We start from the raw sequence: 24,175 nt of genomic DNA, 5'->3' as shown, positions 1-24,175 counted from the left end.
CGGAGCGGCCGGCCGGAACCCACTCCGCCCCGGCGCCTGGGGCTCCGGGGCGGTGTCGGTCAGGAACAGCGGTGGTTCGTCACTTGCTGACGACTGCGAGGATGTCGCGGGCGCCCAGGATCAGGTAGTCCTGACCGTCGTACTTGACCTCGGTGCCGCCGTACTTGGAGTAGATGACCTTGTCGCCGACGGCGACGTCCAGCGGGACGCGGTTGCCGTTGTCGTCGATCCGGCCCGGGCCGACGGCGAGGATCTCGCCCTCCTGCGGCTTCTCCTTGGCGGTGTCCGGGATCACCAGGCCGGACTTCGTGGTCTGCTCGGCTTCGAGCGGCGCGACGAGGACACGGTCCTCGAGCGGCTTGATCGTGACCGACACTTGCTGACCTCCACGGTCGAATTCGCTTGTCTTTTCGAGGTGGTCGCGCTCCCCTGCCGTCGCGGGGGTCAGAGGCCGGACCGCTGGCACCCTCCGGGGGAGAGTGCCAACACCGAATCTAGGCCGCGATTAGCACTCGGTCAACTCGAGTGCCAAGGTTTCTCGGCCGAGCCGATGCCCGGGCGGGTACGAACGGGCACGGAACGGGTACGGAATGTGGTCAGGCGCTGGGCGCGGACCCCTCCGGCATGGGACCGTTCTGCTGGAAATGTCCGTCCGGAGCGGTCTCCGGGAACGGTGTGGAGGAGCCCATGGCGTTCAAGCTTCCGGCGTTGCCGAAGGTGTCCGGCCGGGTGTTGATGGTGCTGGCCGCCGTCGGCGCGCTCGGCCTCGGCGCGGTCGCCGCGAACGCGTCGAAACACCGCGCCGCGAATCAGGCCGGCGCCGCCGCACCGAAAGCAGCCGACAAAGCAGCCGGCAAGACAGCGAACAAGGCCACTGACCAGTCCGGCTCCCATGACGCGACCGCCGCCGAGCTGAAGGCGGCCGCCGCGCTACCGCAGTGCCGGTCGGCTCGGCTCGTACCAGTGAACCGCAGCTGGGGCATCCCCTTGCCGACGCTTCTGGACAGTGCGAGCACCAACTGCAACCTGATGTACGGCGACAAGCCCTATCGCGGCTCCAACCGCTCCGGCGACCCCGACACGGCCATCCGGGTACTGCAGCGCAACCTGAACTTCTGCTACGGCACCAAGCTGGCTGTCGACGGCATCTACGGCAGCAACACCCGGGCGGCGATCAAGACGGTCCAGCGCCGCCACAACCTCACCGTGGATGGCATCTACGGTCCCAAGACGCGGTCGGCGATGAACTGGCGGCTGTACTCGATGGGGACCCGCACTTGGAGCAGGAGCTGTTCCAGTCCCCTCTAGAGTTGCCGGGTGACTGTCACTGCCCTGCTGGACGGACCAGGCGCCGAGGTACTGGCGGCCGCGTGCAGCGAGTACCGGCCCGGTGGCGAGCTGCAGCTGGTGGAGAAGCTGCGACGCCGGTACGACGCTGCGCTGGTCACGACCGCGGTCACCCAAGCCGCACTGCGCCACCGCGCGATCGCCAAGTTCGGTACGGACGCAGACCGCATGTACTTCACCCCGGACGGCCTGGAACAAGCCACCAGAACCACCGTGGGTACGCACCGAGCTGCTCGCATCGCAGCCGCCCTCCCCGGAGCCAGCGTGGTCGATCTGGGCTGTGGAATCGGTGGCGACCTGATCAGCGCCGCCCGCGCCGGACTGCAGGTCACTGGCATTGAACGCGACCCGGAAACAGCAGCCACCGCCCGCGCCAACCTCACCGCCCTCGGACTGACCGGACAGGTACTGGTAGGCGACGCGGAGTCCACAGACCTCACGCCGTACGACGTGGTATTCGCGGACCCAGCGCGGCGAGCAGACGGACGGCGGGTGTTCGACCACAACGCCTACTCGCCACCCTGGTCGTTTGTCACCGGCCTACTGCAGCGAACAGCCTGCGTGAAGGTCGCACCGGGCATTCCGCACGATGCGATCCCACCGGACGTAGAGGCCGAGTGGATCAGCGACTCCGGCGAGGTGAAGGAGGCTGCGCTCTGGTCCGGTGCGCTGTACGGAGGCAAGCCGCGCCGCGCGACCCTGCTGCCAGGCGAAGTGACTGTCTCGGACGCACCGGAGGCTGACGCCGGCCCAGTCGGCCAGTACATCTACGAACCGGACGGTGCCGTAGTACGCGCCGGTCTGGTCACCGCGGTTGCCGCGGCAGTGTACGGCTGGCTACTGGACCCGCGCATCGCCTATGTCACAGCAGCCAAGTACACCCGGACCCCACTCGCGTCGGCGTACGAAGTGCTCGAAGAGCTGCCGTACAAGGAGAAGGCCCTGCGTACGTGGGTCCGTACGCAGGGAATCGGCACCTTGGAGATCAAGAAGCGCGGTGTCGATCTCGATCCGGCCCAGCTGCGCAAGAAGCTCGCCCCGAAAGGTCAGGCGTCCGCGACCCTGATCATCACCCGCATCGGCCGCGACGCCACCGCGTACTCGTGCCGCCGGATCACCGGCTGAAATTCACCGTGGGACTTGCGTTCGAGTTGTATTCGAACATATGATCGACTCGCGTGCGGGTCTCCGGGTGACTTGCCGGCGGGCGAGGTGCTGCGTCCGCTGCCGCGCTCCCCGGAGACCCGCCACTAACCGGTCATCCAGGCAACGCCCGGCGTTCACCTGGCTTCGGCAGGCTGGAGGACGGAACCGGTTGGCCGCTGACCGTTCACCTGGGGAGCAAGCGGTACGCACCACCCCCAGGCCTCTGCTTTCACCCCACCCGGAAGCGTTCCCGCACTGGCAAGCGGAACCGCGCCAGTGCGATCTCTCCAACAGTTGCTGCCTGGAGACCACGGTTGGTTTCCGGCAACTCCTGGCTGCCGGACAGCTCTTGACTGTCCTGGGCTGAGCGGATGAAGTCTGCTACCAGGCGGTTCCAGTCGCCGGAGCGGTGCAGCATCGCGTGGTCTTCGCCGGCCAGCAAGTACGTGCGCACGGGTGTGCCCGCCGCCCGCACCCGCGCCGCGTACGCCATCGTCGCCGCCGGATCGGTGATCGTGTCATCCGCCCCATGCGCGAACATCACCGGCGCCCGCAGCCCAACCAGCGGCTCCCCCACCGGCAACCAGGGCGCCAGCGCAAGCACCCCAGCCACCCGCGCGTGATCACCGGCGGCAACCACTGCCCGCCCACCCATCGAATGCCCGATCAGAAGCACCCGGCGCACAACCGAAGGCAGCTGATCCAACACAGCCCGAAGATCAACCACCGGATCAGCCACCGCGCGGGCGGCCGGGTGAGGCGGGTCAAACCGGTCAGCTGCGGTAGCGTTCCAGCCGCGGTAGCGGTAGCGCATGAAGCCAACCGCTGCCCCCGGTGCCGCCGACCGTGCAGCCACCGCGAACGGCCACATCCGGAGCAGCGCCGGCCGCCACGAATGCGGATTCCCGAGCGACTCCTCCTCACCCCCATGCGCCAACAGCACCAGATCCGAAGCCCCGGGCGGGTTCCGGACCAGGTCGACCCCCGGCACCCTCGCAGCCGGCCGCGCCCCCGGTGTACTCACTGCCGGCCGTACAACTCCGACGCGTCGCGGCGGATCGTCATCAGCCGGCCAGGCTCCTCCTCGGTGAAGCCGTACGCGCGGTACAGCTCGTGCGCGTCCGCCGTCGCCAGCATGAACCGCCGAATCCCCTTCAACTCCGGATGCTCCAAGAACGTCGACACGACGAACTTGCCGAGCCCGTGCCCCCGATGCGATTCCAGTACGAACACGTCGGCCAGCCACGCGAACGTCGTCCGGTCCGTCACCATCCGCGCGTACGCGACCAGCGCGCCATCCGCGGCGTACACGCCGAGGTTCAGCGACCCGGCGATCGACCGCTCCACCACGTCCCGCGAAATCCCGGCCGCCCAGTACGACGTACTCAAGAACCCGTGCACCACGTCGACATCGACCCGCGCGACGTCGTCATCGGCCTCGAACCCGTCCGGCCCGGTCCACCTCACTTGTTCAGCACCTCCGTGATCGGCATCGACGAGTCGGCCGGCAGGTGCAGCGGCGACGGCGCCTTCCCGGCCCGGACCAGCTCCGATCCGAGCGCTGCCACCATCGCGCCGTTGTCGGTGCACAACCCCGGCCTCGGCACCCGGACCGCGATCCCCGCGGCCGCCGCGCGCTCCTCGGCCATTACCCGCAGCCGCGAGTTCGCCGCGACGCCGCCACCGATCAGCAGGTGCTCGAACCCACGGTCCTTGCACGCGTCGATCGCCTTCCGGGTCAGCACGTCGCAGACCGCCTCCTGGAAGGCCGCGGCGACGTGGTTCACCGGTACGTCCTCGCCGTCCCGCCGCTTCGCCTCGACCCAGCGCGCGACCGCCGTCTTCAGACCGGAGAACGAGAAGTCGAACCGATGCCGCTCGAGGTCCCGCGGCGAGGTCAGCCCGCGCGGGAACTTCACGTACAACCGGTCGCCGCCGTCGCGCGCCGCCTTGTCGATGTACGGCCCGCCGGGAAACGGCAGCCCGAGCACCCGGGCCACCTTGTCGAACGCCTCACCGGCCGCGTCGTCGATCGTGTTCCCCATCGGGACCACGCCGTCGGTGATGTCGGTGATGTCATGGACCGCGAGCAGCGAGGAGTGCCCGCCGGACACCAGCATCGCGACGCAGCCCTTCGGCAGGTCACCGTGCTCCAGCGTGTCCACCGCGACGTGCGCCGCCAGGTGGTTCACGCCGTAGATCGGCTTGTCCAGCGACAACGCCAGGCCCTTCGCGGCGGCGACGCCGACCAGCAGCGCGCCGGCCAGACCGGGTCCGCTGGTGACCGCGACCGCGTCCACGTCGGACGGCTTGATCCCGGCCGTCTCGCAGGCGCGGCGGATGGTCGGCACCATCGCCTCCAGGTGCGCCCGGCTGGCCACCTCCGGTACCACCCCGCCGAAGCGGGCGTGTTCCTCGACGCTGGACGCGATCGCGTCGGCGAGCAGCGTCTGGCCGCGGACGATACCGACACCGGTCTCGTCGCACGACGTCTCGATCCCCAGGATCAAGGGACCTTCGTTCATGATTCCTCCCGCCACCGCATGATCACCGCATCCTCGCCACCGGCGTAGTACCCGCTCCGCCGGCTGATCTCCACAAACCCGAACCCCTGGTACAGCCCGATCGCCGCTTCGTTGCCGGCAGCAACTTCCAGCAGGACGGTCCGGCCCGTACACCGATCCAGTGCCACCGTCAGCAGTTGCCCGCCGACGCCGGTCCGCCGTTCCGCCGGGGCGACCGCGATCCGCAGCACCTCGACCACGTCGAGCACGACCGGCGGAACCAGCAGTACGACGTACCCCGCGATCGCGCCCTCGTCCGCGACCAGAACCACCCGGTCCTCGGACAGCCGGTCGAACTCGTCGGCCCACGCGACCTCGCTCCACGCCGCCGACCCGAAGCACGCCGCGTCCAGGGCGACCAGCTCAGCAAGGTCGTCCGTACGCGCCGCACGGATCCGTGGTCTCACAGCACGCTCTTAGAGGAGGTCTCGGAACCCTGCGCCGCAGTAGGTGCAGGGTTCTGAGACACCCTCTTCGGCCCGCCGGACATCGTGACGTCCGGGCGGCGCAGATACAGCGGCTCCGGCGGGACCACCTCTAGGGTTCGGGTCGCGACGCCGGTCGCCAGCACCTCGGCCGACGGGTACTCCGTGACGTCGGCATCGGCCACGCCGAGCGCATCGGCGTACAGCACCGCGCCGCGGCCGATCACCGGCAGGCCGGACAGCACGTGCGCGACCTCGGCCGGCTTGTCCACCGCGGGACCTTCCAGCCGGCGGCGACTGCCGTCCGCGGCCGGTCCGTCGTACAGCGCCCAGTAGATCTCCTTGCGCCGCGCGTCGGTCGCGACCGCGACCGGCGACGTCAGCGACGACTGCCGCGCGAGGACGTCCAGGCTGCAGACACCGGAGACCTCGATCCCCAGCACCTCGCCCATCGTCCGCGCGGTCACCAGCCCGACCCGCAAGCCGGTGAACGGACCCGGGCCGACGCCGACCGCGATCCCGGTCAGGTCGCGCGGCGTGACGCCCGCGGTCTCCAGCGCCGCCGCGATCGCGGGCGCGAGCAGCTCGCCGTGGCGCAGCGCGTCCACGGTCGTCGACGAGGCGACGATCTCCCCGGTCGGGGTGGCCAGCGCGACCGTGACGGCGGCACTCGACGTGTCAAAGGCAAGCAGCATGTCAGCTCTTCTCCAGTACGGACACCCGAACGCCGGACGCGGCCCAGCGCGGGCCGACCGGCATGATCCGGAGCGCGCGGGTCTCGTCGGTGTCGTCGTCGCCGCGGGTCACCACGACATCCAGCCGATCCGGGGCGAGCGCCTCGGCCAGGCCGTGTCCCCATTCGACCACCGTGACCGCGTCCTCCAGGCTGGCGTCCAGGTCGAGGTCGTCCAGCTCCGCGAACCCGCCGATCCGGTACGCGTCGACATGTACGAGCGCCGGGCCATCGCCGAGCGGCGGATGCACCCGCGAAATCACGAAGGTCGGGGAGGTGATCGCGCCGCGTACCTGCAATCCGGCGCCGAGGCCCTGCGTGAACGTGGTCTTGCCGGCGCCGAGATCACCCGACAGGACGAGGACGTCGCCCGCGCGCAGCTGACCGGCCAGCTCGTTGCCGATCGCCTGCATGTCGTCGGCGGTCGGTACGGTCAGCTCGATCGGCATCGCCTTCGCGTAGATCAGGTTCTGACCCTGCTGGTCGACGACGGAGTACCCACGCCGGCGCCAGAACTCGACGGTGTCCGGCAGCTCGACCCGCGCGATCAGGTTCACCCGGGCGAGTCCGCGGCGTACGGCAACCTCTTCCGCGCAACCCACCAACGCCGACGCGACGCCACGACTCTGGAACCGCGGATCGACCGACACGCGACGCAGATTCAGTACGTCACCGATCTGCTCGAACAGCATCGCCCCGGCAGGTACGCCACCGACCCGGACCAGCAGACCACCGTGCGCCTTGATCGCCGCGGCGACCGTACCGGCGTTCTCGGACAACGCGGTCGACGGCGGGTCCAGTACCCGCCGGGCCGCGAAGGCGTGATGAATCACCCCGACGATCTCATCCGCGTGCTCCACGGTGGCGTCGACGACATGTAAATCGGTCATGTGGTTCCTAGCGATTGTTCGGCTCGCTCGATCATGCCAAGGAGGGCCGCGGTGAACTCACGGTGGTGCTCGATCAGGCCGAGATGGCCGCAGTTGCGTACCTCGACCAGCTCCGCGCCGGGCACCCGCCGGACGATCTCCTCGGCGTGGCTGAACGGGGTCAGGTGGTCCCGGTCGCCGCCGATCACCACGCACTCCACCTTCTGCAGCGGCTCCAGCGCCTCGTACTTGTCGTGCAGCGCGAAGATCGGGTAGAACTCCGCGATCACCTCGATCGGCGTGGCCGCGATCATCTCGTTCACGAACTCGGTGAACGCGGGCGGCACCTCGGAACCGAACGAGTACTTCCGGGTCAGCAAGTAGCTGATGTCCGTACCCGCCTTCCGGCCGCGCTCGACCACGTCCGGGATCCGCGCCAGCACCGACACCGTCGGCGTCGCCAGCGCGCGAGCGAGCATCCCGAGCTTCCCCGGGAACACGATCGGCACCTGGTCCAGCCGGCCCGCGCTGGTCGAACACAGCCCGGCACCGATCACCCGATCGCCGAACAGCTCCGGATGCTGCTCGGCCAGCGCCATGATCGTCATGCCACCCATCGAGTGGCCGATCAGGATCACCGGGCCGGTCGGCGCGAACCGCTCGATGATCCCGTACAGGTCCTGGCCGAGCTGATCGATGCTGACGTGCTCCTTCGGCGACCGGCCGGAGCAGCCGTGCGAACGGTGGTCGTAGAACACCATGGTGCCGATCCCGGCCAGCTCGCGGCGCTCGAAGTGCCACGCGTCCATGTTCAGCCCGTAGCCGTGGGCGAAGATCACCGTCAGGTCCTCGGGCGGCAACGGCAGCTTCCGGCCCAGGCGGCGCTTCGGTGGCGCGGGGCGGCGGGACCGTTTCAGTTCGTCGACCTCGACGTACAGCTCGACGCCGTCGTCGGCGGTGAAGATGTGCGGCGTACCGCGCAACGAACCGAACGGCTCCGCCTCGAGCTGCTTCTGCTGACCCGACCGGCGGCCGATCACCTGCCGCTCGACCGCGACACCGGCCGCGGCTCCAGCCGCCAGCACACCGACCGCGGCGCCGATCAGACCAGCGGTCCGCCCTGCTTTGGACACGCCGACCTACCCGTCGACCGAGGGAGTGTCGCGCGAGCCCGACTGCCCGGCGGAGTGGGAGGCCGACTGCCCCGCGGGGTGGGAGGAGGGCTGCGCGGCCGGGTGCGAAGAGGGCGCGGCCGGGTGGGAGGAGGGCGCGGCCGGGTGGGAGGAGGGCGCGGCTGGGTGGGGGACGGACTGCGTCCCGTCGACGTACCGGCGGGGGATGCGGGCGCCCAGGCGGGTGACGATCTCGTAGTTGATCGTCCCGGCCGCGTCGGCCCAGTCGTCGGCGGTCGGCTCGCCGGACGTACCCGGGCCGAACAGCACCACCTCGTCGCCCGCGGCCGCCTCGTCGTCCTCCAGGTTCACCACGCACTGATCCATGCAGATCCGGCCGACGACCGCGTGCCGCCCACCGGCGGACTGCACCGGCGCGCCGTTCGACGCGTGCCGCGGCAGACCGTCGCCGTACCCGAGTGGGACCAGGCCGAGCGTCGACGGTCGCGGCGCGGTCCAGGTCAGCCCGTACGAGACCCCGGCCCCGGCCGGAACGCGCTTCACCATCGCGAACCGGGCCCGCAACGTCATCGCCGGAACCAGCCCGAGCTCGGCCGACGGGAGCGCGTGCCCGAACGGCGACAGCCCGTACGTCGCGACGCCCGGCCGGACCAGGTTGAAGTGCGTCTCCGGCAGTGCCAGCGTGGCGCCGGAGTTCGCCAGGTGCTTGAACTCGGCGTCGATGCCGAACGACTCGGCCACCTCGATCGCCTCGGTGAACGTGGCCAGCTGGGACTCGTTCGCCGGGCTCTTCGGCTCGTCCGACGACGCCAGGTGCGACCAGATGCCCTTGACCTCGATCAGCCCGGCGGCCTGCTCCCGGACCGCGGCCCGGATCAACGCCGGCCACTCCTCCGGTACGGCGCCACCGCGTGACATCCCGGTGTCGATCTTCAGGTGTACCCGCGCCGGGCGGTCCGTCACGGCGGCCGCCAGCTCGTCGATCTCCCACGGCGCGCCCGCGGACAGGTCGATACCGGCCTCGATCGCGTCGGCGAGCGGCTCACCGGGCGTGGTCAGCCAGCAGAAGATCGGCCCGGTGTCACCGGCCGCGCGCAGCCCGAGCGCCTCCTCCAGCACGGCCGCGCCGATCCAGTCCGCCCCGGCTTCGCGGGCGGCGCGGGCGACCGGCACCATCCCGTGCCCGTACCCGTCGGCCTTCACCACGGTCATCAGCTGGGCGCCCTCGGCGCGGGCACGCAGCGTGGCGACGTTGTGGCGGATCGCGGCCAGATCGACGACCGCCTCGGCCCGGACCGGGGAAGACTGAGGACTAGACATGGTCCTGACAGTGTCTCAGGCGCGGTCGATCAGCTCGGCGAGGGCGCCCATGTGGTGGAAAATCTTGTCCGCATCGGAAAGTTTCGCCGGGTCCGTCATCCCCGCGTACCCGAAGACCTCCATCTCGGCCGCGACCGCCGCGGCGACGCCGAGCGGGCTGTCCTCGATCACCAGGCAGCCGGCCGGCTTCACGCCCATCGTCGCGGCCGCGTGCAGGAACAGGTCCGGCGCGGGTTTGCCGTGCGCGACGTCCTCGGCGCTGAAGATCCGCCCTTCGAACCGATCCAGGAACCCGACCGCGGTCAGCGCGGTCCGGATCCGCCGGTGCGTACCCGACGACGCGAGACAGTAGGTGATGCCTTCGGCGTCGAGGTGATCGAGTACGCCCTCGACCCCGTCGATCGCCTGCAAATGCGCGAACCCGTCGAACAACCGCTGGTGGTACCGATCCTCGAGATCCGCCGGCAACGCCCGCCCGAGCCGCGCCTCGGCGTGCCGGCGCATCGAGGCCATCGACCCACCCATGAAGTCCCGCACGGTCTCCTCGAACGTGTACGGCAACCCGGCCTCGGTCAGCAGCTCCGCCAAGATCCCGTTCGCCAGCCGCTCGGAGTCCACCAGCACCCCGTCGTTGTCGAAAATCACCATCCCGATCACACCCCGCACCCTATGCGGCGGTCAGCGCTCGTGGATGGCGAAGTCGGTGAAGGTGAAGCGTTGTCTGGTGTTGCCGGTGGAGACGACCTCGACGCCGAAGTCGACCTGCCAGGTGGTGGACTTCGCCGGGATCCACTTCCGGGCTTCCAGATCCTTGAAGAACTCCTGAAGCGGCATCGTGCCGGCGGTCTGAGGATGCACCGACTTGTAGGTGAAGATCCCGCCGGGCGTATTCGCGCCGTCGGTTTTCCACACCTCGTACTGCTGTCCGCCGATCGTGGTGACGCCGAGGTTCGAGCCGGCCGGGGTCTGGTTGGAGTTCTGGGTCCAGATCATCAGCTCGTTCTCGAAGCCTTCGTTGATCCAGATGTCGAACGCCACGTTGTAGATGCAGCCGTCGCAGTTCGGCGCGGTCGCACCGAAGTCCGCCGACCGGATCTTCGCCAACGGGGTGTCGTCGTAGTCCTTGTGCACGTTCGGGTACGCCTGTACGCCGAGGTCGTCCGGCTTCGGCTGCGTGACGTCCTCGTACCAGTTGTCGTAGTCACACACCGACATCGTGTACGTACCGTTGTGGTTGTTCCACATGTTGTTGTGCAGGTAGTACTGCCCGTACGTACGCCCCTCGCCCACGTTGTCGGTGGCGGTGGTGACCCAGTCGGGTTTGGTACAGGACTTGGTGACAGCCGGCGTACTAGGCACCGGTCGTGTACTAGGTGCCGGCGGGTTGGTGGCGGCGTTGGCGGTCGAGACCGGGGTGTCCTTGTTCGCGCGGACGACGATCGGCGTGACGACCAGCGCGGCGGCGGCCAGGACGACCGTCGGTACGAGGTAACGGCTCCGAATGGCCACATCCCGATATTACGGAGCCCACAGCTGCAACGCGAGGACCTCCGGCAGCGTCCTCAGGGTGTGAACAAACCGATGATCGCCCTCGCCGGAGCCGGCCTGCTGCTGACTCTGACTGCTTGCGGGACCGAATCCGCGACCGGTCCCGGAGATCAGCCCAGTGATCTGCCCAAGCAGACGAACCAGACCGGACAACCCGGCCCTGGCAAGACCGGATCGTTGATCGGCAACACCTACCTGTCCACCGCGGTCACCGAGAACGGCAAGCCGCGCCCGCTGGCGCCGCGGACCCAGGTCCGGCTTCAGTTCACCGCGGACGGCCGGCTGATCGCCGATGCCGGCTGTAACTCGATGCAGTCGAAGGTGTCGACGACCGACGGCCGGATCACGCTCGACGGCGAGCTGTCGTCGACCGCGATGGGCTGCCCAGGCCCGCAGCAGGGCCAGGACTCGTGGCTCGGCAACATCCTGCAGGCGAAACCGTCCTGGAAGCTCGACGGCAGCAAACTCGAACTCACCTCGGGCAGTACGACGATCTCGCTGACCGATCGCAAGATCGCCGAGCCCGCGCCGGCTCTGGACGGTACGAGGTGGACGCTGGCCACGGTGGTGACCGGCGAGACCGCCTCGCACGGCGCCGGATTCGACAAGGTCTGGCTGACGGTGAACGGCGAACGCGTGACCGGATCGACCGGTTGCAACAGCTTTCAGGGCATGGTCGCGCGGGGCACCGGAACGCTGACCTTCGGGGATCTCGCCACCACCCGCCGCGCGTGTCCGGGCGATGCCGGGAAGATCGAGTCCACGGTGCTGAACGGCCTCAAGGGGCAGGTCACGTACAAGGTCGACGGCAAGACGCTGCAACTGCGCAACACCGCAGGAGGCTTGGACCTGACGGCGCCGTAGTCAGGAGCTGAGGAGGTGCCGGGTGGCTGCTGGGAGGGCGTGGGCGATCGACATCGCGGTGATCGGGCCGGCGGCGGAGGCGAGCGTGCCGGCGGCAGCATGCAGGTACGCGGCCAAGGCAGCAGCGCGAGCCTCATCCAGCCCGGAGGCGAGGAACGCGCCGAGCAGCCCCGCCAGTACGTCGCCGGAACCCGCGGTGGCCAGCCAGGGCGTGGCGATCGGGTTCACGTACGTCGTGCCGTCGGGGGACGCGACGACCGTGGTCGCGCCCTTCAGCAGCACGGTCAGCTGGCGTTCCTCGGCAGCGGTCCGCGCATAGTGCAACCGGCCGGCTTCGATCTCCGCGCGCGGTACGCCGAGCAACTGGCCGAGCTCACCCGCATGCGGCGTGATCACGAGGCGCGCCGAGTGCTTCGTACCCAACGCGCCGATCGCCCCGGCGTCCACGATCACCGGTACGTCGTCCTGCTGGATCAGCCGAGTGAACCGATCGCGATCCACCCCGCTGGTGGAAATACCGGAACCAACGGCCCACGCCTGCACGCGACCCTCGCCGACGACCACCTCGGGGTACTCGGCGAGCACCGCCTGCCCGACCGACGACGAGCCGACGTACCGAACCATGCCGACCGGACCGGCCAAGGCGCCGGCGGTCGCCATCACCGCGGCACCCGGATACTGCGGCGAGCCGACCATCAACCCGAGCACGCCGCGGGAGTACTTGTCCGACTCACCGTGCGGCACCGGATAGAGCGCGCGTACGTCATCCGCCTGCAGCGACTGCACTTCGGCAGGCGGTAGGTCGAGGCCGATGTCGACGAGATGGACCGGACCACAGGCGGTCGCGGCCGGATCGACGAGATGACAGATCTTGTGCGTACCGAAGGTGACGGTGAGCGCCGCGTTCAGATGCGATTCGGGTGTTTCGCCGGTGTCGACGTCGACGCCCGACGGCACGTCGACGGCCACGATCGGTACGCCGTGCTGCTCGACGCGTCGAACCAGCGCCTCCGCGTCCGGCCGAAGGCCCGGTCGCCCACCGATGCCGACGATCCCGTCCAGGACCACGTCCGCATCCGCGAGGTCGTCGCTCGCACCAACCCGGCCACCGGCGAGGGCATCGCTGGTGTCAACCCGGCCACCGGCGAGCCGGAACGCCTCGAGCCCGGCGGCATGGACCTTTTCCGACAGCAGGATCGCGGTCACCCGAGCGCCCCGACGGGCCAGGCGCGCGCCCGCGTACAGTGCGTCGCCGCCGTTGTCGCCGGAGCCGATCAGCAGCACGATGTTCGCGCCGTACGTCCGGCCGAGGAAGTTGCTGACGGCAACTGCCAGGCCGGTGGCTGCGCGCTGCATCAACGTACCCGGAGGAAGTTTCGCCATCAGCGCGGCCTCGGCGGACCGGACCTGCTCGACGGTGTACGCGTGCCGCATGCTCAACCCTCCAGGACGACCACCGCGGAAGCGATCCCGGCGTCGTGACTCAGCGAAAGATGCAGACTCTGGACGCCGAGTTTGGCCGCCTGGGCCGCGACGGTGCCGGTGATCTCCAGCCACGGCCGGCCGGTCTCGTCGGTCTGCACCTCGGCGTCGTGCCAGTGCATCCCGGCCGGCGCGCCGAGCGCCTTCGCCAGCGCCTCCTTGGCCGCGAACCGGGCCGCCAGCGAGGCCGGCGGTTTCACCGCCTCGACCGGCGTGAACACCCGCTCCCGCAACCCCGGCGTCCGCTCCAACGTACGCGCGAACCGATCCACGTCGACCACATCAATCCCCACGCCGACGATCATGCGCCCCACCATATCCGCAGCCTCATCCCCTGAGCCGGAGGGTTGCCCCCTCGAATTTCCAGGGGGCAACCCTGTGGTTGAGGGGATGCCCGTCAGAGTGGAGGGTTGCTGGTGGAGCGGCGTACGCGCATGTCGACGGCGAGGTCGAGGCGGAGCGCGGGCGGGGTGACGCCGCGGGCGAGGTCGAGGAGGACGCGGGTGGCCAGCTCGGCCATTTGTTGCAGCGGCTGGTGGACGGTGGTCAGAGCGGGCGTCACCCATTGCGCGAGCGGCAGGTCGTCGTACCCGACCACCGAGAGGTCGCGCGGGATGTCCAGACCGAGCTCGCGGGCGGCCTGGTAGACGCCGAGGGCCTGCATGTCGCTGCCGGCGAAGATCGCGGTCGGCCGGTCGGCGACGGACAACAGCACAAGCGCCTCGCGGTACGCGCCGCCGACCTCGAAATCGGCGGATCGGATCAGCGCGGGGTCCGGCTCGACGCCGGTGGATCGCAGGGCGTCCGTGTACCCGTCGATGCGCTGCCGCGAGCACAACGTGCTGACGGGGCCGCTGATCATCCCGATCCGGGTGTGGCCGAGGCCGCGGAGATGGGCGGTCGCCATCCGGCCGCCGTTCCAGTTCGCCGAGCCGATCGACGGTACGTCGTCGCCGACGTCACCGACCGGATCGACGACCACGAACGGGATCCGGCGCGCTTCCAGCTGGGCGCGCTGATCGGCGTCCAGGTCGGAGAAGACCATGATCACGCCGAGCGGGCGGCGGTTCAGTACCGACTCGATCCACTGCTGCCGTGGGCGCAGTGCGCCGCCGCACTCGGACAGCACCACCTCGACGCCCTCGGCCCGGGCGACTTCCTCGACGCCGCGGATGAGTTCCATCGCCCATTCGCCGCCGAGCAGGTTGAACACCAGGTCGATCATCGGACTGGCCGGCGTACCCGCGCCGCGCCGCCGGTAGCCGTGCTCCTGGATCAGGCTCTCGATCCGCGCCCGGGTCGCCTCGGCCACGTCGGACCGCCCGTTCAGCACCTTGGAAACCGTCGGTACGGACACCCCGGCCTGCTCGGCGATCTTCGCAATCGTCGGCCGCTCAGTCACGCCACCCTCCCCGGCTGGTCGAAACTTTCGACCCAGACTAGCGCGGTGGCGGGGTGCTCAGCGGTGAATTACGCGGCCGTGGGCGTCCGGGATGCCGCTGAGGCGGTGGAAGAAGGTGTTCACCTGGTCGCGCCACTCGCGGGCGTTGGCGAGTTGGGCGTCGAATCTGGACGTGACGTTCTCCTGGACCGCCGGCTCGAAGCGGGCGGCGATCGCCTGCCACTGCGCGACCATCGCCTCCACTTCGGCGTACCCCTGGAAGTGCACGTCGTAGATGTGCTGCAGCACAGTCACACCGCTGCGCAGTACGTGGCCGTAGGCAACGTGATGGAAGAACAGCAACAGCTCTTCGGGGCAGGTGTACAGGTCCTCGTACAGGCTCGCGAGTGGTTCCGGATACTGCCCGGTGAAGCCGGAGCCGGTCTTGACGGTTCGGTCCACGCCGACGCCGTCGCGGTCCGCGAAGTGCCCACGCCCGGAGTACTCGTACCCGGTCATGCTCGGCCCGTAGTGCGTCGACGGCGTCACCATGAAACCGGCTCCGAGCGGGGCGGTGTACCGCTCGTACGTACGCCAGGACCCGGCCATGATCGTGACGAGTTCACTCCGGGTCCAGTCGTCCAGCGCGAAGGTGGCCGCCGCCCATTCGTGCACCAGACTCACCGGATCGGCCGCGGGCTCCCACGCCAGCCGCCCGTACGCGTAAAGGTTGCTCTGCGCAAACTTGTGCCCGGTCCAGTTGTCGGCATCACCAACGTTGGACACGGCAACGATTGCACCGATGCGGTCGGCAACGGTCGCGCCGCTGTCACCGGTCGTGTCGAACTGCAGGATCTCCCGCCACCACGGCCCGAGGTAGCACAGGTCCAGTTGCTGCCCGGAGTACTCCTGCGTGACCTGCAACTCCAGCGCCAGCGGCGTTTCCTGCAGTTCCCCGAGCAGGGGCGACACGGCCTCGCGTACCTGGAAGTCGAGCGGACCGTGCTTCACCTGAAGTACGACGTTCTCCTCGAACCGGCCGTCCAGCGGGATGAACTGGTCGTACGCGGCCCGGGCCTGGTCGGATCGCCGATCCCGCCAGTCCGGCGCCGGCCCGGTCCCGGCGCACCGCCAGAACACCGTCCCGCCGTACGGCGCCACCGCCCGCGCCAGCACGTTCGCGCCGTCGGCATCGCGGCCCGCCCGGACGACCAGGCCACCGAGATCCGGGACCACCTCGTACCACCGCGCGACCGTCGCGGACCACCAGCGCGCGACCCGCTCGTCCCGCGGATCGTCGGTGAAATCCACGGCCAGGCTGACCGCGATCCCGTACTCACGGAAAACGCCGGCCAGCCGCGCGACGTCCGGCAGTTCGGCGTTGGCGAACGCGACCGCGTTGATACCGACCGACGCCAGCAACCGCGCGTACGCCCGGACCCGGGTCAGGTCCTCGACCACGCGGCCGTCGCGGAAGAAGATCGATCCACCCGCGTACCCGCGCTCGACCGTGCCGGAGAGCTGATCCCAGTGGTCGAGCATCCGGATCGGTACCGCCGGCTGCTCGACGACGGTGAAGTCGCCGGTCATCCACTCGAAGTACCGGAGCAGGTAGAAGTAGCCGTACAGCAACCCGTGCCCGTCCTCGGCGGCGACGACCAGATCGTTGCCTCGTCGCACCACCACGAACCCCTCGACCCCCAGACCGTGCTCGGGGACCGCGGCCTCGACCTCCTGCCAGAGCGGCGTCTCCCGGACCCGGGCAAGCGTGCAGACGGACAGGTGCGCGTCGGTGCGGAGCCGGTGCGTCCGTCGGACCTCGGCCCGGATCGTCTGGGCCAGCACCCCGGACGCATGCACGGTCACCTCGGGCAGCCGCTGAGTACCCAGCCAGGCGGTATCTACGGTCATCGGGCGGTGATCTTCGCATATGAACCGGTCAGCGAAAGTTTCGGTGGGTGTGCCAGGGTTGAGACGAAGCCCACGCCGACCGGGGGTGGGTGCATCCGGCACCGATGGGAAGAATGGGCCACATGCTGCAGCCGTCGCGGGAGGTGACTCCCTACACCGAGCTCGACCGGGCCACCTGGGCCCAGCTGGCCGAGACCACCGTCTCGCCGCTGACGGCGGACGAGGTGGAGCGGCTGCGTGGTCTCGGCGACGAGATCGACATGGACGAGGTCCGCGAGGTGTACCTGCCGCTGTCCCGGATCCTGTCCTTGTACGTCCGGCACGCCCGCGCGCTGCACGCCGACACCGAGAGCTTCCTCGGCAAACCGGCCGCGACCCGGACCCCGTTCGTGATCGGCATCGGCGGTTCGGTTGCCGTCGGCAAGTCGACCACCGCCCGGCTGCTGCGCGAGCTGCTGGCCCGCTGGCCCGAGCACCCGCGGGTCGCGCTGGTCACCACCGACGGGTTCCTCTGGCCGAACGCCGAGCTCGAGCGCCGCAGCCTGATGCAGCGCAAGGGCTTCCCGGAGTCGTACGACCGGAAGGCACTGCTGCGTTTCGTGGTCGAGGTGAAGTCCGGGATCGACGCGGTCGAGGCGCCGGTGTACTCGCACCTGCACTACGACCGGATGCCCGGCGTCCGGACCACTGTCGAACAGCCCGACATCCTGCTCCTGGAGGGCCTGAACGTCCTGCAGCCGGCCCCCCGGCACGCGGACGGCAAAAGCGGTCTGGCGGTCAGCGACTTCTTCGACTTCTCGGTGTACGTCGACGCGGCCGCCGCCGACATCCGCTCCTGGTACGTGGCACGCTTCCTCAAACTGTGGGAGACCGCCTTCCGCAACCCCGAGTCGTACTTCGTCCGCTACGGCGAGCTGAGCCGCGACGAGGCAGTGAAGAAGGCCGAGTCGCTCTGGGACGGCATCAACGGCCCCAACCTGCGCGAGAACATCCTCCCGACCCGCTCCCGCGCCACGCTGGTCCTCCGCAAGGGCGCCGACCACGCCGTGCGCTGGGTCAGACTGCGCAAACTCTGACCAGCCGCCGCGACAACGACCGCCGCGTCCGTACGGCGACCCCACCTTGGGAAGCCACCGCGCATTCGTCGGGCCAAAGAATGCACGGTGGCTTCTCAAAGTGACCTGGCTGGTGGATCTTTGTCGACAAGGCGCCTCGGTCGGGTACGGTCGGTCGGTGGGTAGTCCAGTGCAGGTGTGGTTGGCGTCCGCGGGGGCGCGGCCGCGCGCGACGGCTCACAAGCTGCTGCTGAAACTCGCGGGAACCCTGGTCGACCGCCCGGCACTCACCCACGACGAAACCGGCCGGCCGCGGATCGCGGGGCTCGCGGTCAGTCTCAGCTACACGCAGCAATGGGTGGTGGTGGCCGCGTCGTCCGACGGCCCGCTCGGCGTGGATCTGGAGGAGCTCCGGCCGCGCGATTTCCAGCCGCTGGTCGATCGTTGGTACACCCCACAAGAACGCGACTGGCTGCGCGCCCAGCCTGATCAGCTGATTGCTTTTCTGCGCCTGTGGACGGCGAAGGAAGCCGTCGGCAAGGCGCTCGGTCTCGGCCTTCACCACGCGGGCCTGCGCCGGGAAATGCCGCTCGACGCCGGACCGGTCGAGTCCGCGCCCGGTCTCCGGCTCAGCTATCTGCCGCACGAACACGCCGTGCTGGCGGTCGCCGCACCGCGATCTGCCATCATCGAACCCCGCGTCACCGACTCTTGACCCACCGTGCCCGTGTGGGTAACTTTCGCGTCGTTGGGGAGTATCTGTAATTCAGTTACTTTGCCGCTCGCCCCTGCCCGCCCGGACTGAGTTGGTGACACCGATGGAACTGACCCGACGCCAAACCCTCGGACTGGCGGCGGCCACCGTCGCGGGTTCGACGGTCGCCGGCCCCCTCGCCGCCGATGCCCGCCCGGACCGCTGGGTCCACGACACGCTGCGCCGGATGACGCTGGAGCAGAAGGTCGGCCAGCTGTTCGTCTGTTACGCGTACGGCGCTGCCGCCGATACCGCCGACGCCCGCAACACCAAGCTGTTCGGCGTCGCCACGCCGGCCGAAGTGGTCGCGAAGTACCACCTCGGCGGCGTCATCTACTTCACCTGGACCGATTCGGTGAAGGACCCGCGGCAGATCGCCCAGCTGTCGAACGGCCTGCAGGCCGCCGCGATCGCGAACGGCGGCGTCCCGCTGCAGATCAGCACCGACCAGGAGTACGGCACCGTCGTCCGGGTCGGGCCGCCCGTGACCCAGTTCCCCGGCGGGATGCCGCTCGGCGCGACCCGCTCGGCCGCGTACGCGCGCAAGGCCGGCGCGATCGCCGGACGTGAGCTGAAGGCGATCGGCATCACCACCGACTTCGCGCCGGACGCCGACGTCAACCTGAACCCGCTGAACCCGGTGATCGGCGTCCGCTCGATCTCGTCCGACCCCACGCTGGTCTCGCAGCTGGTCGCCGCCCAGGTGAAGGGGTACCAGCGGGACGGCCGGATCGTCGCCACCGCGAAGCACTTCCCCGGTCACGGCGACACCGACACCGACAGCCACGTCGGCATCCCGGAGATCCACCACACGCTGGCGGAGTGGACCGAGTTCGACCTGCCACCGTTCCAGGCGGCGATCCGGGCCGGCATCCAGTCGATCATGACCGCGCACATCGTGGTCAAGGCACTCGACCCGTCCGGCGACCCGGCCACCTTGAGCCGGCCGATCCTGACCGGAATCCTGCGCGAACAGCTCCGTTTCGACGGGGTGGTGATCACCGACTCGCTCGCGATGCAGGGCGTCCGGGACAAGTACGGCGACGCGGAGATCCCGCTCCGGGCGATCGAGGCCGGCGTCGACCAGTTGCTGATGCCGGTCGATCCCGGTCTGGCGTACAACTCGGTGCTGGCCGCGGTTCGTGGTGGCCGGATCAGCGAGACCCGGATCGACGAGAGCGTCACCCGCATCCTCACGCTGAAGCGCGGGAACGGCCTGGTGGATCGCCCGTACGTCGACCTGACCCGGGTCGCGAAACTGATCGGTACTCCGGCGAGCTACGCCGAGGCGCAGCGGATCGCCGACCACAGTACGACGCTGCTGCGCAACGACGCCGACCTCTTCCCGCTATCACCGGCGCCGCGGAAGATCCTGGTCACCGGCTTCTCCCCCACGACGCTCGCGACCGCGCTGCAGCGCCGCGGCGCAACGACCGTCGTCAAGGACACCGGCACCACGCCGACCGACGCGAAGATCGCCGACGCGCTGGCGGCCACCGGCGCGGCCGATCTGACCATTGTGCTGACCAACAAAGCGTGGGACACCGAGGTCACTGACAAGCTGGCCAAGCAGCAGAAGCTGGTCAACGGCCTGCTGTCCACCGGACGCCCGGTGATCGTGATCCCGGTCCGCGACCCGTACGACGTCGCGTACTTCCAGCCTGCCGCGACCACCCTGGTCACGTACGGGAACACGGCCGTGTCGATGGAGGCGCTGGCCAAGGTGCTGTACGGCGAGATCGCGCCGACGGGCAAGCTCCCGGTCGAGATCCCGGCACGACCGAACGGCACGGATCCGGCGCCGGTGCTGCATCCGTTCGGTCACGGGCTCACCTTCGATCCGCGCGACACCCGGCTGACCGTTGCCTCGTACAACATTCACGCCGGTGCCGGTACGGACAACGTGTTCGACCTGGACCGGACCGCGCAGGCACTGAAGGCGCTGGACGCGGACCTGATCGGTTTGCAGGAGGTCGACGTCCACTGGGACGCCCGCAGCCAGTGGCTGGACACGATTGCCGAGCTGGCCGGAAAACTCGGCATGTACTCGGCGTTCGCCCCGATCTACGACTTCGATCCGCCCGCGACGGGTCAGCCACGGCGGCAGTACGGCGTCGGCCTGCTGTCCCGGTTCCCGATCGTGCGCGGCGAGAACCACTCGATCACCAGGCTGTCCACCCAGGACCCGAATCCGGTGCCCGCGCCGGCGCCCGGTTTCCTGGAGGCGGAGGTCGACGTACGCGGGCGCCGGCTGCATGCGTACTGCACGCACCTGGACTACCGCGGCGACCCGACCGTACGCAGGATGCAGGTCGCGGACACGACGCGGATTCTGGCGCAGGACCGGCGCGGGGATCTGCAGGTACTCGTCGGCGACTTCAACGCCGAGGCCACGGCGCCGGAGCTGGCCGGCTTGTGGACCCGGCTGACCGATTCGTGGACCGCCGCCGGGAAGACGACCGGCGGTCCGTACACCTGTCCGGCGGTCGCCGCGAACAAGCGGATCGACTTCGTCACCGTCGGCGCCGGGCTGCGGGTGCGGCGGGCCGAGGTGCCCGCGGAGGTCCCGGTCGCGCAGGCGCCGAGTGACCACCGACCGATCGTTGCCGACCTGACGTTCCGTTCCTGAGGAGACCTGATGAAACGACGCAGTCTGCTCGCGGGCGCCGGCGCGGTCGCCGCCGCCCCGCTGATCGACGTACCCACCGCCTCGGCCGGGACGCACCGCAAGGTGATGACCGGCGCCGAGGTGCTCGCGAGGAGCGGCTGGCGCGCGCTGGCCGGCCAGAAGGTCGGCGTGATCAGCAACCCGACCGGCATCCTGCCCGACTACACGCACGTCGTGGACACCATGCACGCGTCCGGGAAGGTCGACATCGTCGCGGTCTTCGGCCCCGAACACGGCTTCCGCGGCAGTGCGCAGGCGGGCGGTTCGGAGGGCGATCACGTCGACCCACGGACCGGCATCATGGTGTACGACGCGTACGGCGCGAACGCGGACAAGCTCGCCACGCTGTACGCGAAGTCCGGCGTGGAAACCGTGGTGTTCGACATCCAGGACGTCGGCGCGCGGTTCTACACGTACATCTGGACCATGTTCGAGGCCATGCTCGCGGCGGTCCGGACCGGCGCGCGGTTCGTCGTCCTGGACCGGCCGAACCCGGTCGGCGGGTACGCCCGCGGGCCGATGCTCAAACCCGGGTACACCTCCGGCGTCGGCAAGAAGGAGATCCTCCAGCAGCACGGGATGACGGTGGGCGAGCTGGCCCGGATGTTCGACGCCGAGTACCTCCCGCTGGAACCGAACGGCGGCCGGCTGAAGGACCTCACCGTCATCCAGGTCTCGAACTGGAAGCGCGACCAGCTGTACGACGCGACCGGCCTGACGTGGGTGATGCCAAGTCCGAACATGCCCACGCCGGACACTGCCCTGCTGTACCCGGGTCTGTGTCTGTTCGAGGCGACCGACATGTCCGAGGGGCGCGGCACGACGCGGCCGTTCGAGCTGATCGGCGCGCCGTACGTCGACTACCGCTGGGCGCAGGCGCTGCAGACCAAGAACATCCCCGGCGTCGCGTTCCGGGAGGCGTACTTCACGCCGACGATCAGCAAGAACGCGAACGTACTGTGCGGTGGTCTGCAGGTACAGATCACCGACCCGGGCAAGGCGGAGGCGATCACGGCCGCGACGCACCTGATCGTCGAGGCCCGTAAGCTCTACCCGGAGTTCACCTGGCGGGCGGAGACCCCACCCGGCCGATGGATCGACCTGCTGACCGGATCGGACCGATTCCGGACCATGCTGCTCGCCGGCGCGACCGCCGACCAGATCGTCGCGGCCTGGCGGCCCGAGACCGAGGCGTGGACCGCTCGGCGGGCGAAGTACCTTCTGTACAAGGGAGCGCACCGATGAAGCGGTGGGCCACAATGACTAGTGTCTCTGCGGTGATACTCACGATGGCAACCCCTGCAGTTGCTGGCAGCAACGATTCCGGCCGGTTCGACCGGCCGCACGACGGCTACGCGCCGAAGACCACGCTGCTGCGCGACGCCACCCCTGCCCAGGCCGGTCTCGATCCGGCGCCGATCGACGCCGCGCTGGCCCAGGTGGCCGCCTGGACCAAGCCGATCGGGACAGCGAAACCGATGTACGCGGGCGCGGTCACGCTGCTCGGCCACAACGGGAAGATCGTCACCCGGACGGCCACCGGGCTGGCGGTGAAGTACGCCGACGGCCAGGGCACCGAGCTGCCGCCGGACCAACAGCTCCCGATGCGTACCGACACGATCTTCGACATGGCCTCGGTTTCCAAGCTGTTCACGTCGATCGTCGTGATGCAGCTGGTCGAGAAGGGCAAGGTCGACCTGGACGCGCCGATCGCCACGTACGTCCCCGAGTTCGCGCAGAACGGCAAGGAGCACGTCAGCGTACTGCAGGCACTCACGCACACCAGCGGATTCCCGTCCTGGTTGCCCTTGTGGAGCAGCGGGAAGACGCCGGAGGAGCGGCTGCAGCTCGCCCTGACCGCGAAACTGCAGGACCCACCGGGGACGAAGTACCTGTACAGCGACCTGAACCTGATCGCCCTCGGCGAGCTGGCCCATCGGGTGACCGGGAAGACGCTGGACAAGCTGGTCGCCGACGGGATCACCAAGCCGCTGCAGATGCGCGACACCGGCTACAACCCGGACGCGAAGAAGAAGCCACGGATCGCCGCGACCGAGTACCAGTCGTCCCCGCCACGCGGCATGGTCTGGGGTTCGGTGCACGACGAGAACGCCTGGTCCCTGGGCGGCGTGGCCGGGCACGCGGGCGTTTTCAGTACGGCGGACGACATGGCCGTACTGGCGCAGGCACTCCTGAACGGCGGCAGCTACCGCGGCGCGCGGATCCTGAAGGAATCCTCGGTCACCGCGATGATCACGAACTTCAACCAGAGCTTCCCCGGCAACGACCACGGGCTCGGCTTCGAGCTGAACCAGCGCTGGTACATGGGCGGGCTCTCCGGTCCGCGCACCGCCGGCCACACCGGGTACACGGGGACGTCGCTGGTGATCGACTTCGACTCGCGGTCGTTCGCGATCCTGCTCAGCAACCGGGTCCACCCGAGCCGCGACTGGGGCAGCAACAGCCCCGCCCGCCGGGCCGTCGCGCAAGGCCTCGCGCTGGCCCTCGGCGTCGGCCCACGGCACGGAAAGGACGCCTGGTTCTCCGGTACGGCCGACAACGCGACCACCACCTTGGCCACCAGGATCGCCGTTCCGCCGACCGGCGCGAAGCTGGCGTTCGACCTGTTCATCGACACCGAGGACACGGATCTGCTGTACCTGGAGACGTCCAGCGACGGCACGACCTGGACGAAGGTGCCGTTCTCCGTACTGGACCGGGGTTCGGTGATCGACACCGACGGCTCGATCAGCGGCTCCGGCGACCGGCGCTGGCATCAGGTCAGCGCCGAACTGGGCGCGGGCGAGCAGACCATCCGCTGGCGGTACACGACCGATCCGCAGTACCAGGGCCGCGGCGTGTACGTGGACGGCGTCAAGATCACCAGCCGGGGCGGTGTACTCCTCGACGGCGAACGCTCGCCGGAGTCATTTACCGCATCGGGTTGGAGACTTTCGCGTCGGTGATCCCATCTC

The 24,175-nt window shown here is 69.4% G+C and carries 23 protein-coding genes; 8 read left to right on the top strand and 15 right to left on the bottom strand.

Translation table 11 applies throughout. The features are described from left to right. Nucleotides 1-79: 79 nt before the first annotated feature. Nucleotides 80-376, bottom strand: a complete 297-nt coding sequence (groES, locus tag HDA44_RS31640; protein ID WP_130384566.1) for a co-chaperone GroES — start codon at nt 374-376, stop codon at nt 80-82. A 311-nt stretch (nt 377-687) separates the two neighbouring features. Here groES and HDA44_RS31635 point away from each other — a divergent pair, with 311 nt between their 5' ends. After that, nucleotides 688-1,308 (top strand): peptidoglycan-binding domain-containing protein, encoded by a 621-nt coding sequence (locus HDA44_RS31635; protein ID WP_184840712.1) that lies wholly within the window; start codon nt 688-690, stop codon nt 1,306-1,308. Between the two features lie 9 nt (nt 1,309-1,317). Beyond that, nucleotides 1,318-2,472, top strand: a complete 1,155-nt coding sequence (locus HDA44_RS31630) for a THUMP-like domain-containing protein (RefSeq protein ID WP_184840710.1) — start codon at nt 1,318-1,320, stop codon at nt 2,470-2,472. Between the two features lie 250 nt (nt 2,473-2,722). Here the strand turns inward: HDA44_RS31630 and HDA44_RS31625 are convergent, their stop codons facing one another. From HDA44_RS31625 to HDA44_RS37715, 10 genes are read right to left on the bottom strand one after another with little or no spacing between them, the layout of a single operon-like run. Next, nucleotides 2,723-3,484 carry an alpha/beta fold hydrolase gene (locus tag HDA44_RS31625; RefSeq protein ID WP_184840707.1) on the bottom strand — a complete coding sequence of 254 codons (762 nt, stop codon included), beginning with the start codon at nt 3,482-3,484 and terminating at the stop codon, nt 2,723-2,725. Nucleotides 3,485-3,513: 29 nt separating this feature from the next. Beyond that, on the bottom strand, nt 3,514-3,960 hold the full coding sequence (locus HDA44_RS31620) for a GNAT family N-acetyltransferase (protein WP_184840705.1): 447 nt from the start codon (nt 3,958-3,960) through the stop codon (nt 3,514-3,516). Further along, nucleotides 3,957-5,018 carry a tRNA (adenosine(37)-N6)-threonylcarbamoyltransferase complex transferase subunit TsaD gene (gene tsaD, locus HDA44_RS31615; protein WP_184840703.1) on the bottom strand — a complete coding sequence of 354 codons (1,062 nt, stop codon included), beginning with the start codon at nt 5,016-5,018 and terminating at the stop codon, nt 3,957-3,959. Before tsaD ends, HDA44_RS31620 begins: the two co-directional genes overlap by 4 nt. Further along, nucleotides 5,015-5,464, bottom strand: a complete 450-nt coding sequence (locus HDA44_RS31610; RefSeq protein WP_184840701.1) for a GNAT family N-acetyltransferase — start codon at nt 5,462-5,464, stop codon at nt 5,015-5,017. The genes tsaD and HDA44_RS31610 overlap by 4 nt, the downstream gene beginning before the upstream one ends. Further along, the gene (gene tsaB, locus HDA44_RS31605) at nt 5,461-6,177 is read right to left on the bottom strand and encodes a tRNA (adenosine(37)-N6)-threonylcarbamoyltransferase complex dimerization subunit type 1 TsaB (RefSeq protein ID WP_184840699.1); all 717 of its coding nucleotides are present in this window, start codon (nt 6,175-6,177) and stop codon (nt 5,461-5,463) included. The genes HDA44_RS31610 and tsaB overlap by 4 nt, the downstream gene beginning before the upstream one ends. Nucleotide 6,178: 1 nt before the next feature. Further along, entirely contained in the window at nt 6,179-7,105 is a 927-nt protein-coding gene (tsaE, locus tag HDA44_RS31600; RefSeq protein ID WP_184840697.1) for a tRNA (adenosine(37)-N6)-threonylcarbamoyltransferase complex ATPase subunit type 1 TsaE, read from the bottom strand. Beyond that, complete coding sequence (locus tag HDA44_RS31595; RefSeq protein ID WP_184840695.1) at nt 7,102-8,217, bottom strand: alpha/beta fold hydrolase; 1,116 nt, start codon at nt 8,215-8,217, stop codon at nt 7,102-7,104. The genes tsaE and HDA44_RS31595 overlap by 4 nt, the downstream gene beginning before the upstream one ends. A gap of 6 nt (nt 8,218-8,223) precedes the next feature. Next, the gene (gene alr, locus HDA44_RS31590) at nt 8,224-9,537 is read right to left on the bottom strand and encodes an alanine racemase (RefSeq protein WP_184840693.1); all 1,314 of its coding nucleotides are present in this window, start codon (nt 9,535-9,537) and stop codon (nt 8,224-8,226) included. 15 nt (nt 9,538-9,552) lie between these two features. Further along, nucleotides 9,553-10,185 carry an HAD family hydrolase gene (locus tag HDA44_RS31585; RefSeq protein ID WP_184844603.1) on the bottom strand — a complete coding sequence of 211 codons (633 nt, stop codon included), beginning with the start codon at nt 10,183-10,185 and terminating at the stop codon, nt 9,553-9,555. Nucleotides 10,186-10,215: 30 nt separating this feature from the next. Then, the gene (locus HDA44_RS37715) at nt 10,216-11,046 is read right to left on the bottom strand and encodes a GH12 family glycosyl hydrolase domain-containing protein (RefSeq protein WP_184840691.1); all 831 of its coding nucleotides are present in this window, start codon (nt 11,044-11,046) and stop codon (nt 10,216-10,218) included. A 60-nt stretch (nt 11,047-11,106) separates the two neighbouring features. On the opposite strand from HDA44_RS37715, the gene HDA44_RS31575 reads away from it, so the two are divergent. Continuing rightward, nucleotides 11,107-11,949, top strand: a complete 843-nt coding sequence (locus HDA44_RS31575) for an META domain-containing protein (RefSeq protein ID WP_337906644.1) — start codon at nt 11,107-11,109, stop codon at nt 11,947-11,949. On the opposite strand, the gene HDA44_RS31570 is transcribed toward HDA44_RS31575, so the two are convergent. From HDA44_RS31570 to HDA44_RS31555, 4 genes are all read right to left on the bottom strand, one after another. Beyond that, the gene (locus tag HDA44_RS31570; protein ID WP_184840689.1) at nt 11,950-13,383 is read right to left on the bottom strand and encodes an NAD(P)H-hydrate dehydratase; all 1,434 of its coding nucleotides are present in this window, start codon (nt 13,381-13,383) and stop codon (nt 11,950-11,952) included. A 2-nt stretch (nt 13,384-13,385) separates the two neighbouring features. Further along, nucleotides 13,386-13,736, bottom strand: coding sequence for a holo-ACP synthase (locus HDA44_RS31565; RefSeq protein WP_184840687.1), 351 nt, complete (start codon nt 13,734-13,736; stop codon nt 13,386-13,388). A 92-nt stretch (nt 13,737-13,828) separates the two neighbouring features. Further along, a complete protein-coding gene (locus HDA44_RS31560) occupies nt 13,829-14,833 on the bottom strand; it encodes a LacI family DNA-binding transcriptional regulator (protein ID WP_337906640.1) in 1,005 nt (334 codons plus the stop codon). 57 nt (nt 14,834-14,890) lie between these two features. Then, the gene (locus HDA44_RS31555; RefSeq protein WP_184840685.1) at nt 14,891-16,723 is read right to left on the bottom strand and encodes an alpha-glucuronidase; all 1,833 of its coding nucleotides are present in this window, start codon (nt 16,721-16,723) and stop codon (nt 14,891-14,893) included. A 122-nt stretch (nt 16,724-16,845) separates the two neighbouring features. On the opposite strand from HDA44_RS31555, the gene coaA reads away from it, so the two are divergent. The 5 genes from coaA to HDA44_RS31530 all read left to right on the top strand — a co-directional run bounded on the left by coaA (nt 16,846) and on the right by HDA44_RS31530 (nt 24,166). After that, complete coding sequence (gene coaA, locus HDA44_RS31550; RefSeq protein WP_184840683.1) at nt 16,846-17,799, top strand: type I pantothenate kinase; 954 nt, start codon at nt 16,846-16,848, stop codon at nt 17,797-17,799. 157 nt (nt 17,800-17,956) lie between these two features. Next, entirely contained in the window at nt 17,957-18,493 is a 537-nt protein-coding gene (locus HDA44_RS31545) for a 4'-phosphopantetheinyl transferase superfamily protein (protein WP_184840680.1), read from the top strand. 103 nt (nt 18,494-18,596) lie between these two features. Beyond that, nucleotides 18,597-21,161, top strand: a complete 2,565-nt coding sequence (locus HDA44_RS31540; protein WP_184840678.1) for a glycoside hydrolase family 3 N-terminal domain-containing protein — start codon at nt 18,597-18,599, stop codon at nt 21,159-21,161. Between the two features lie 9 nt (nt 21,162-21,170). Further along, entirely contained in the window at nt 21,171-22,445 is a 1,275-nt protein-coding gene (locus HDA44_RS31535; protein ID WP_184840676.1) for an exo-beta-N-acetylmuramidase NamZ family protein, read from the top strand. 44 nt (nt 22,446-22,489) lie between these two features. Further along, the gene (locus tag HDA44_RS31530; protein ID WP_238352593.1) at nt 22,490-24,166 is read left to right on the top strand and encodes a serine hydrolase domain-containing protein; all 1,677 of its coding nucleotides are present in this window, start codon (nt 22,490-22,492) and stop codon (nt 24,164-24,166) included. Nucleotides 24,167-24,175 lie beyond the last annotated feature (9 nt).

The organism is Kribbella solani (assembly GCF_014205295.1).
GTDB lineage: Bacteria > Actinomycetota > Actinomycetes > Propionibacteriales > Kribbellaceae > Kribbella > Kribbella solani.
The sequence above is the reverse complement of the archived record's forward strand: the minus strand, read 5'-3'. Positions and strand labels throughout refer to the sequence as shown.

Coding starts and splice junctions, on each gene's coding strand:
- alr (WP_184840693.1), bottom strand. CDS start 9,537: ATGTCTAGTCCTCAGTCTTCCCCGGTCCGGGCCGAGGCGGTCGTCGAT.
- coaA (WP_184840683.1), top strand. CDS start 16,846: ATGCTGCAGCCGTCGCGGGAGGTGACTCCCTACACCGAGCTCGACCGG.
- HDA44_RS31540 (WP_184840678.1), top strand. CDS start 18,597: ATGGAACTGACCCGACGCCAAACCCTCGGACTGGCGGCGGCCACCGTC.
- HDA44_RS31570 (WP_184840689.1), bottom strand. CDS start 13,383: ATGCGGCACGCGTACACCGTCGAGCAGGTCCGGTCCGCCGAGGCCGCG.
- HDA44_RS31635 (WP_184840712.1), top strand. CDS start 688: ATGGCGTTCAAGCTTCCGGCGTTGCCGAAGGTGTCCGGCCGGGTGTTG.
- HDA44_RS31535 (WP_184840676.1), top strand. CDS start 21,171: ATGAAACGACGCAGTCTGCTCGCGGGCGCCGGCGCGGTCGCCGCCGCC.
- tsaD (WP_184840703.1), bottom strand. CDS start 5,018: ATGAACGAAGGTCCCTTGATCCTGGGGATCGAGACGTCGTGCGACGAG.
- HDA44_RS31585 (WP_184844603.1), bottom strand. CDS start 10,185: ATGGTGATTTTCGACAACGACGGGGTGCTGGTGGACTCCGAGCGGCTG.
- tsaB (WP_184840699.1), bottom strand. CDS start 6,177: ATGCTGCTTGCCTTTGACACGTCGAGTGCCGCCGTCACGGTCGCGCTG.
- HDA44_RS31530 (WP_238352593.1), top strand. CDS start 22,490: ATGGCAACCCCTGCAGTTGCTGGCAGCAACGATTCCGGCCGGTTCGAC.
- HDA44_RS31565 (WP_184840687.1), bottom strand. CDS start 13,736: ATGATCGTCGGCGTGGGGATTGATGTGGTCGACGTGGATCGGTTCGCG.
- HDA44_RS31555 (WP_184840685.1), bottom strand. CDS start 16,723: ATGACCGTAGATACCGCCTGGCTGGGTACTCAGCGGCTGCCCGAGGTG.
- tsaE (WP_184840697.1), bottom strand. CDS start 7,105: ATGACCGATTTACATGTCGTCGACGCCACCGTGGAGCACGCGGATGAG.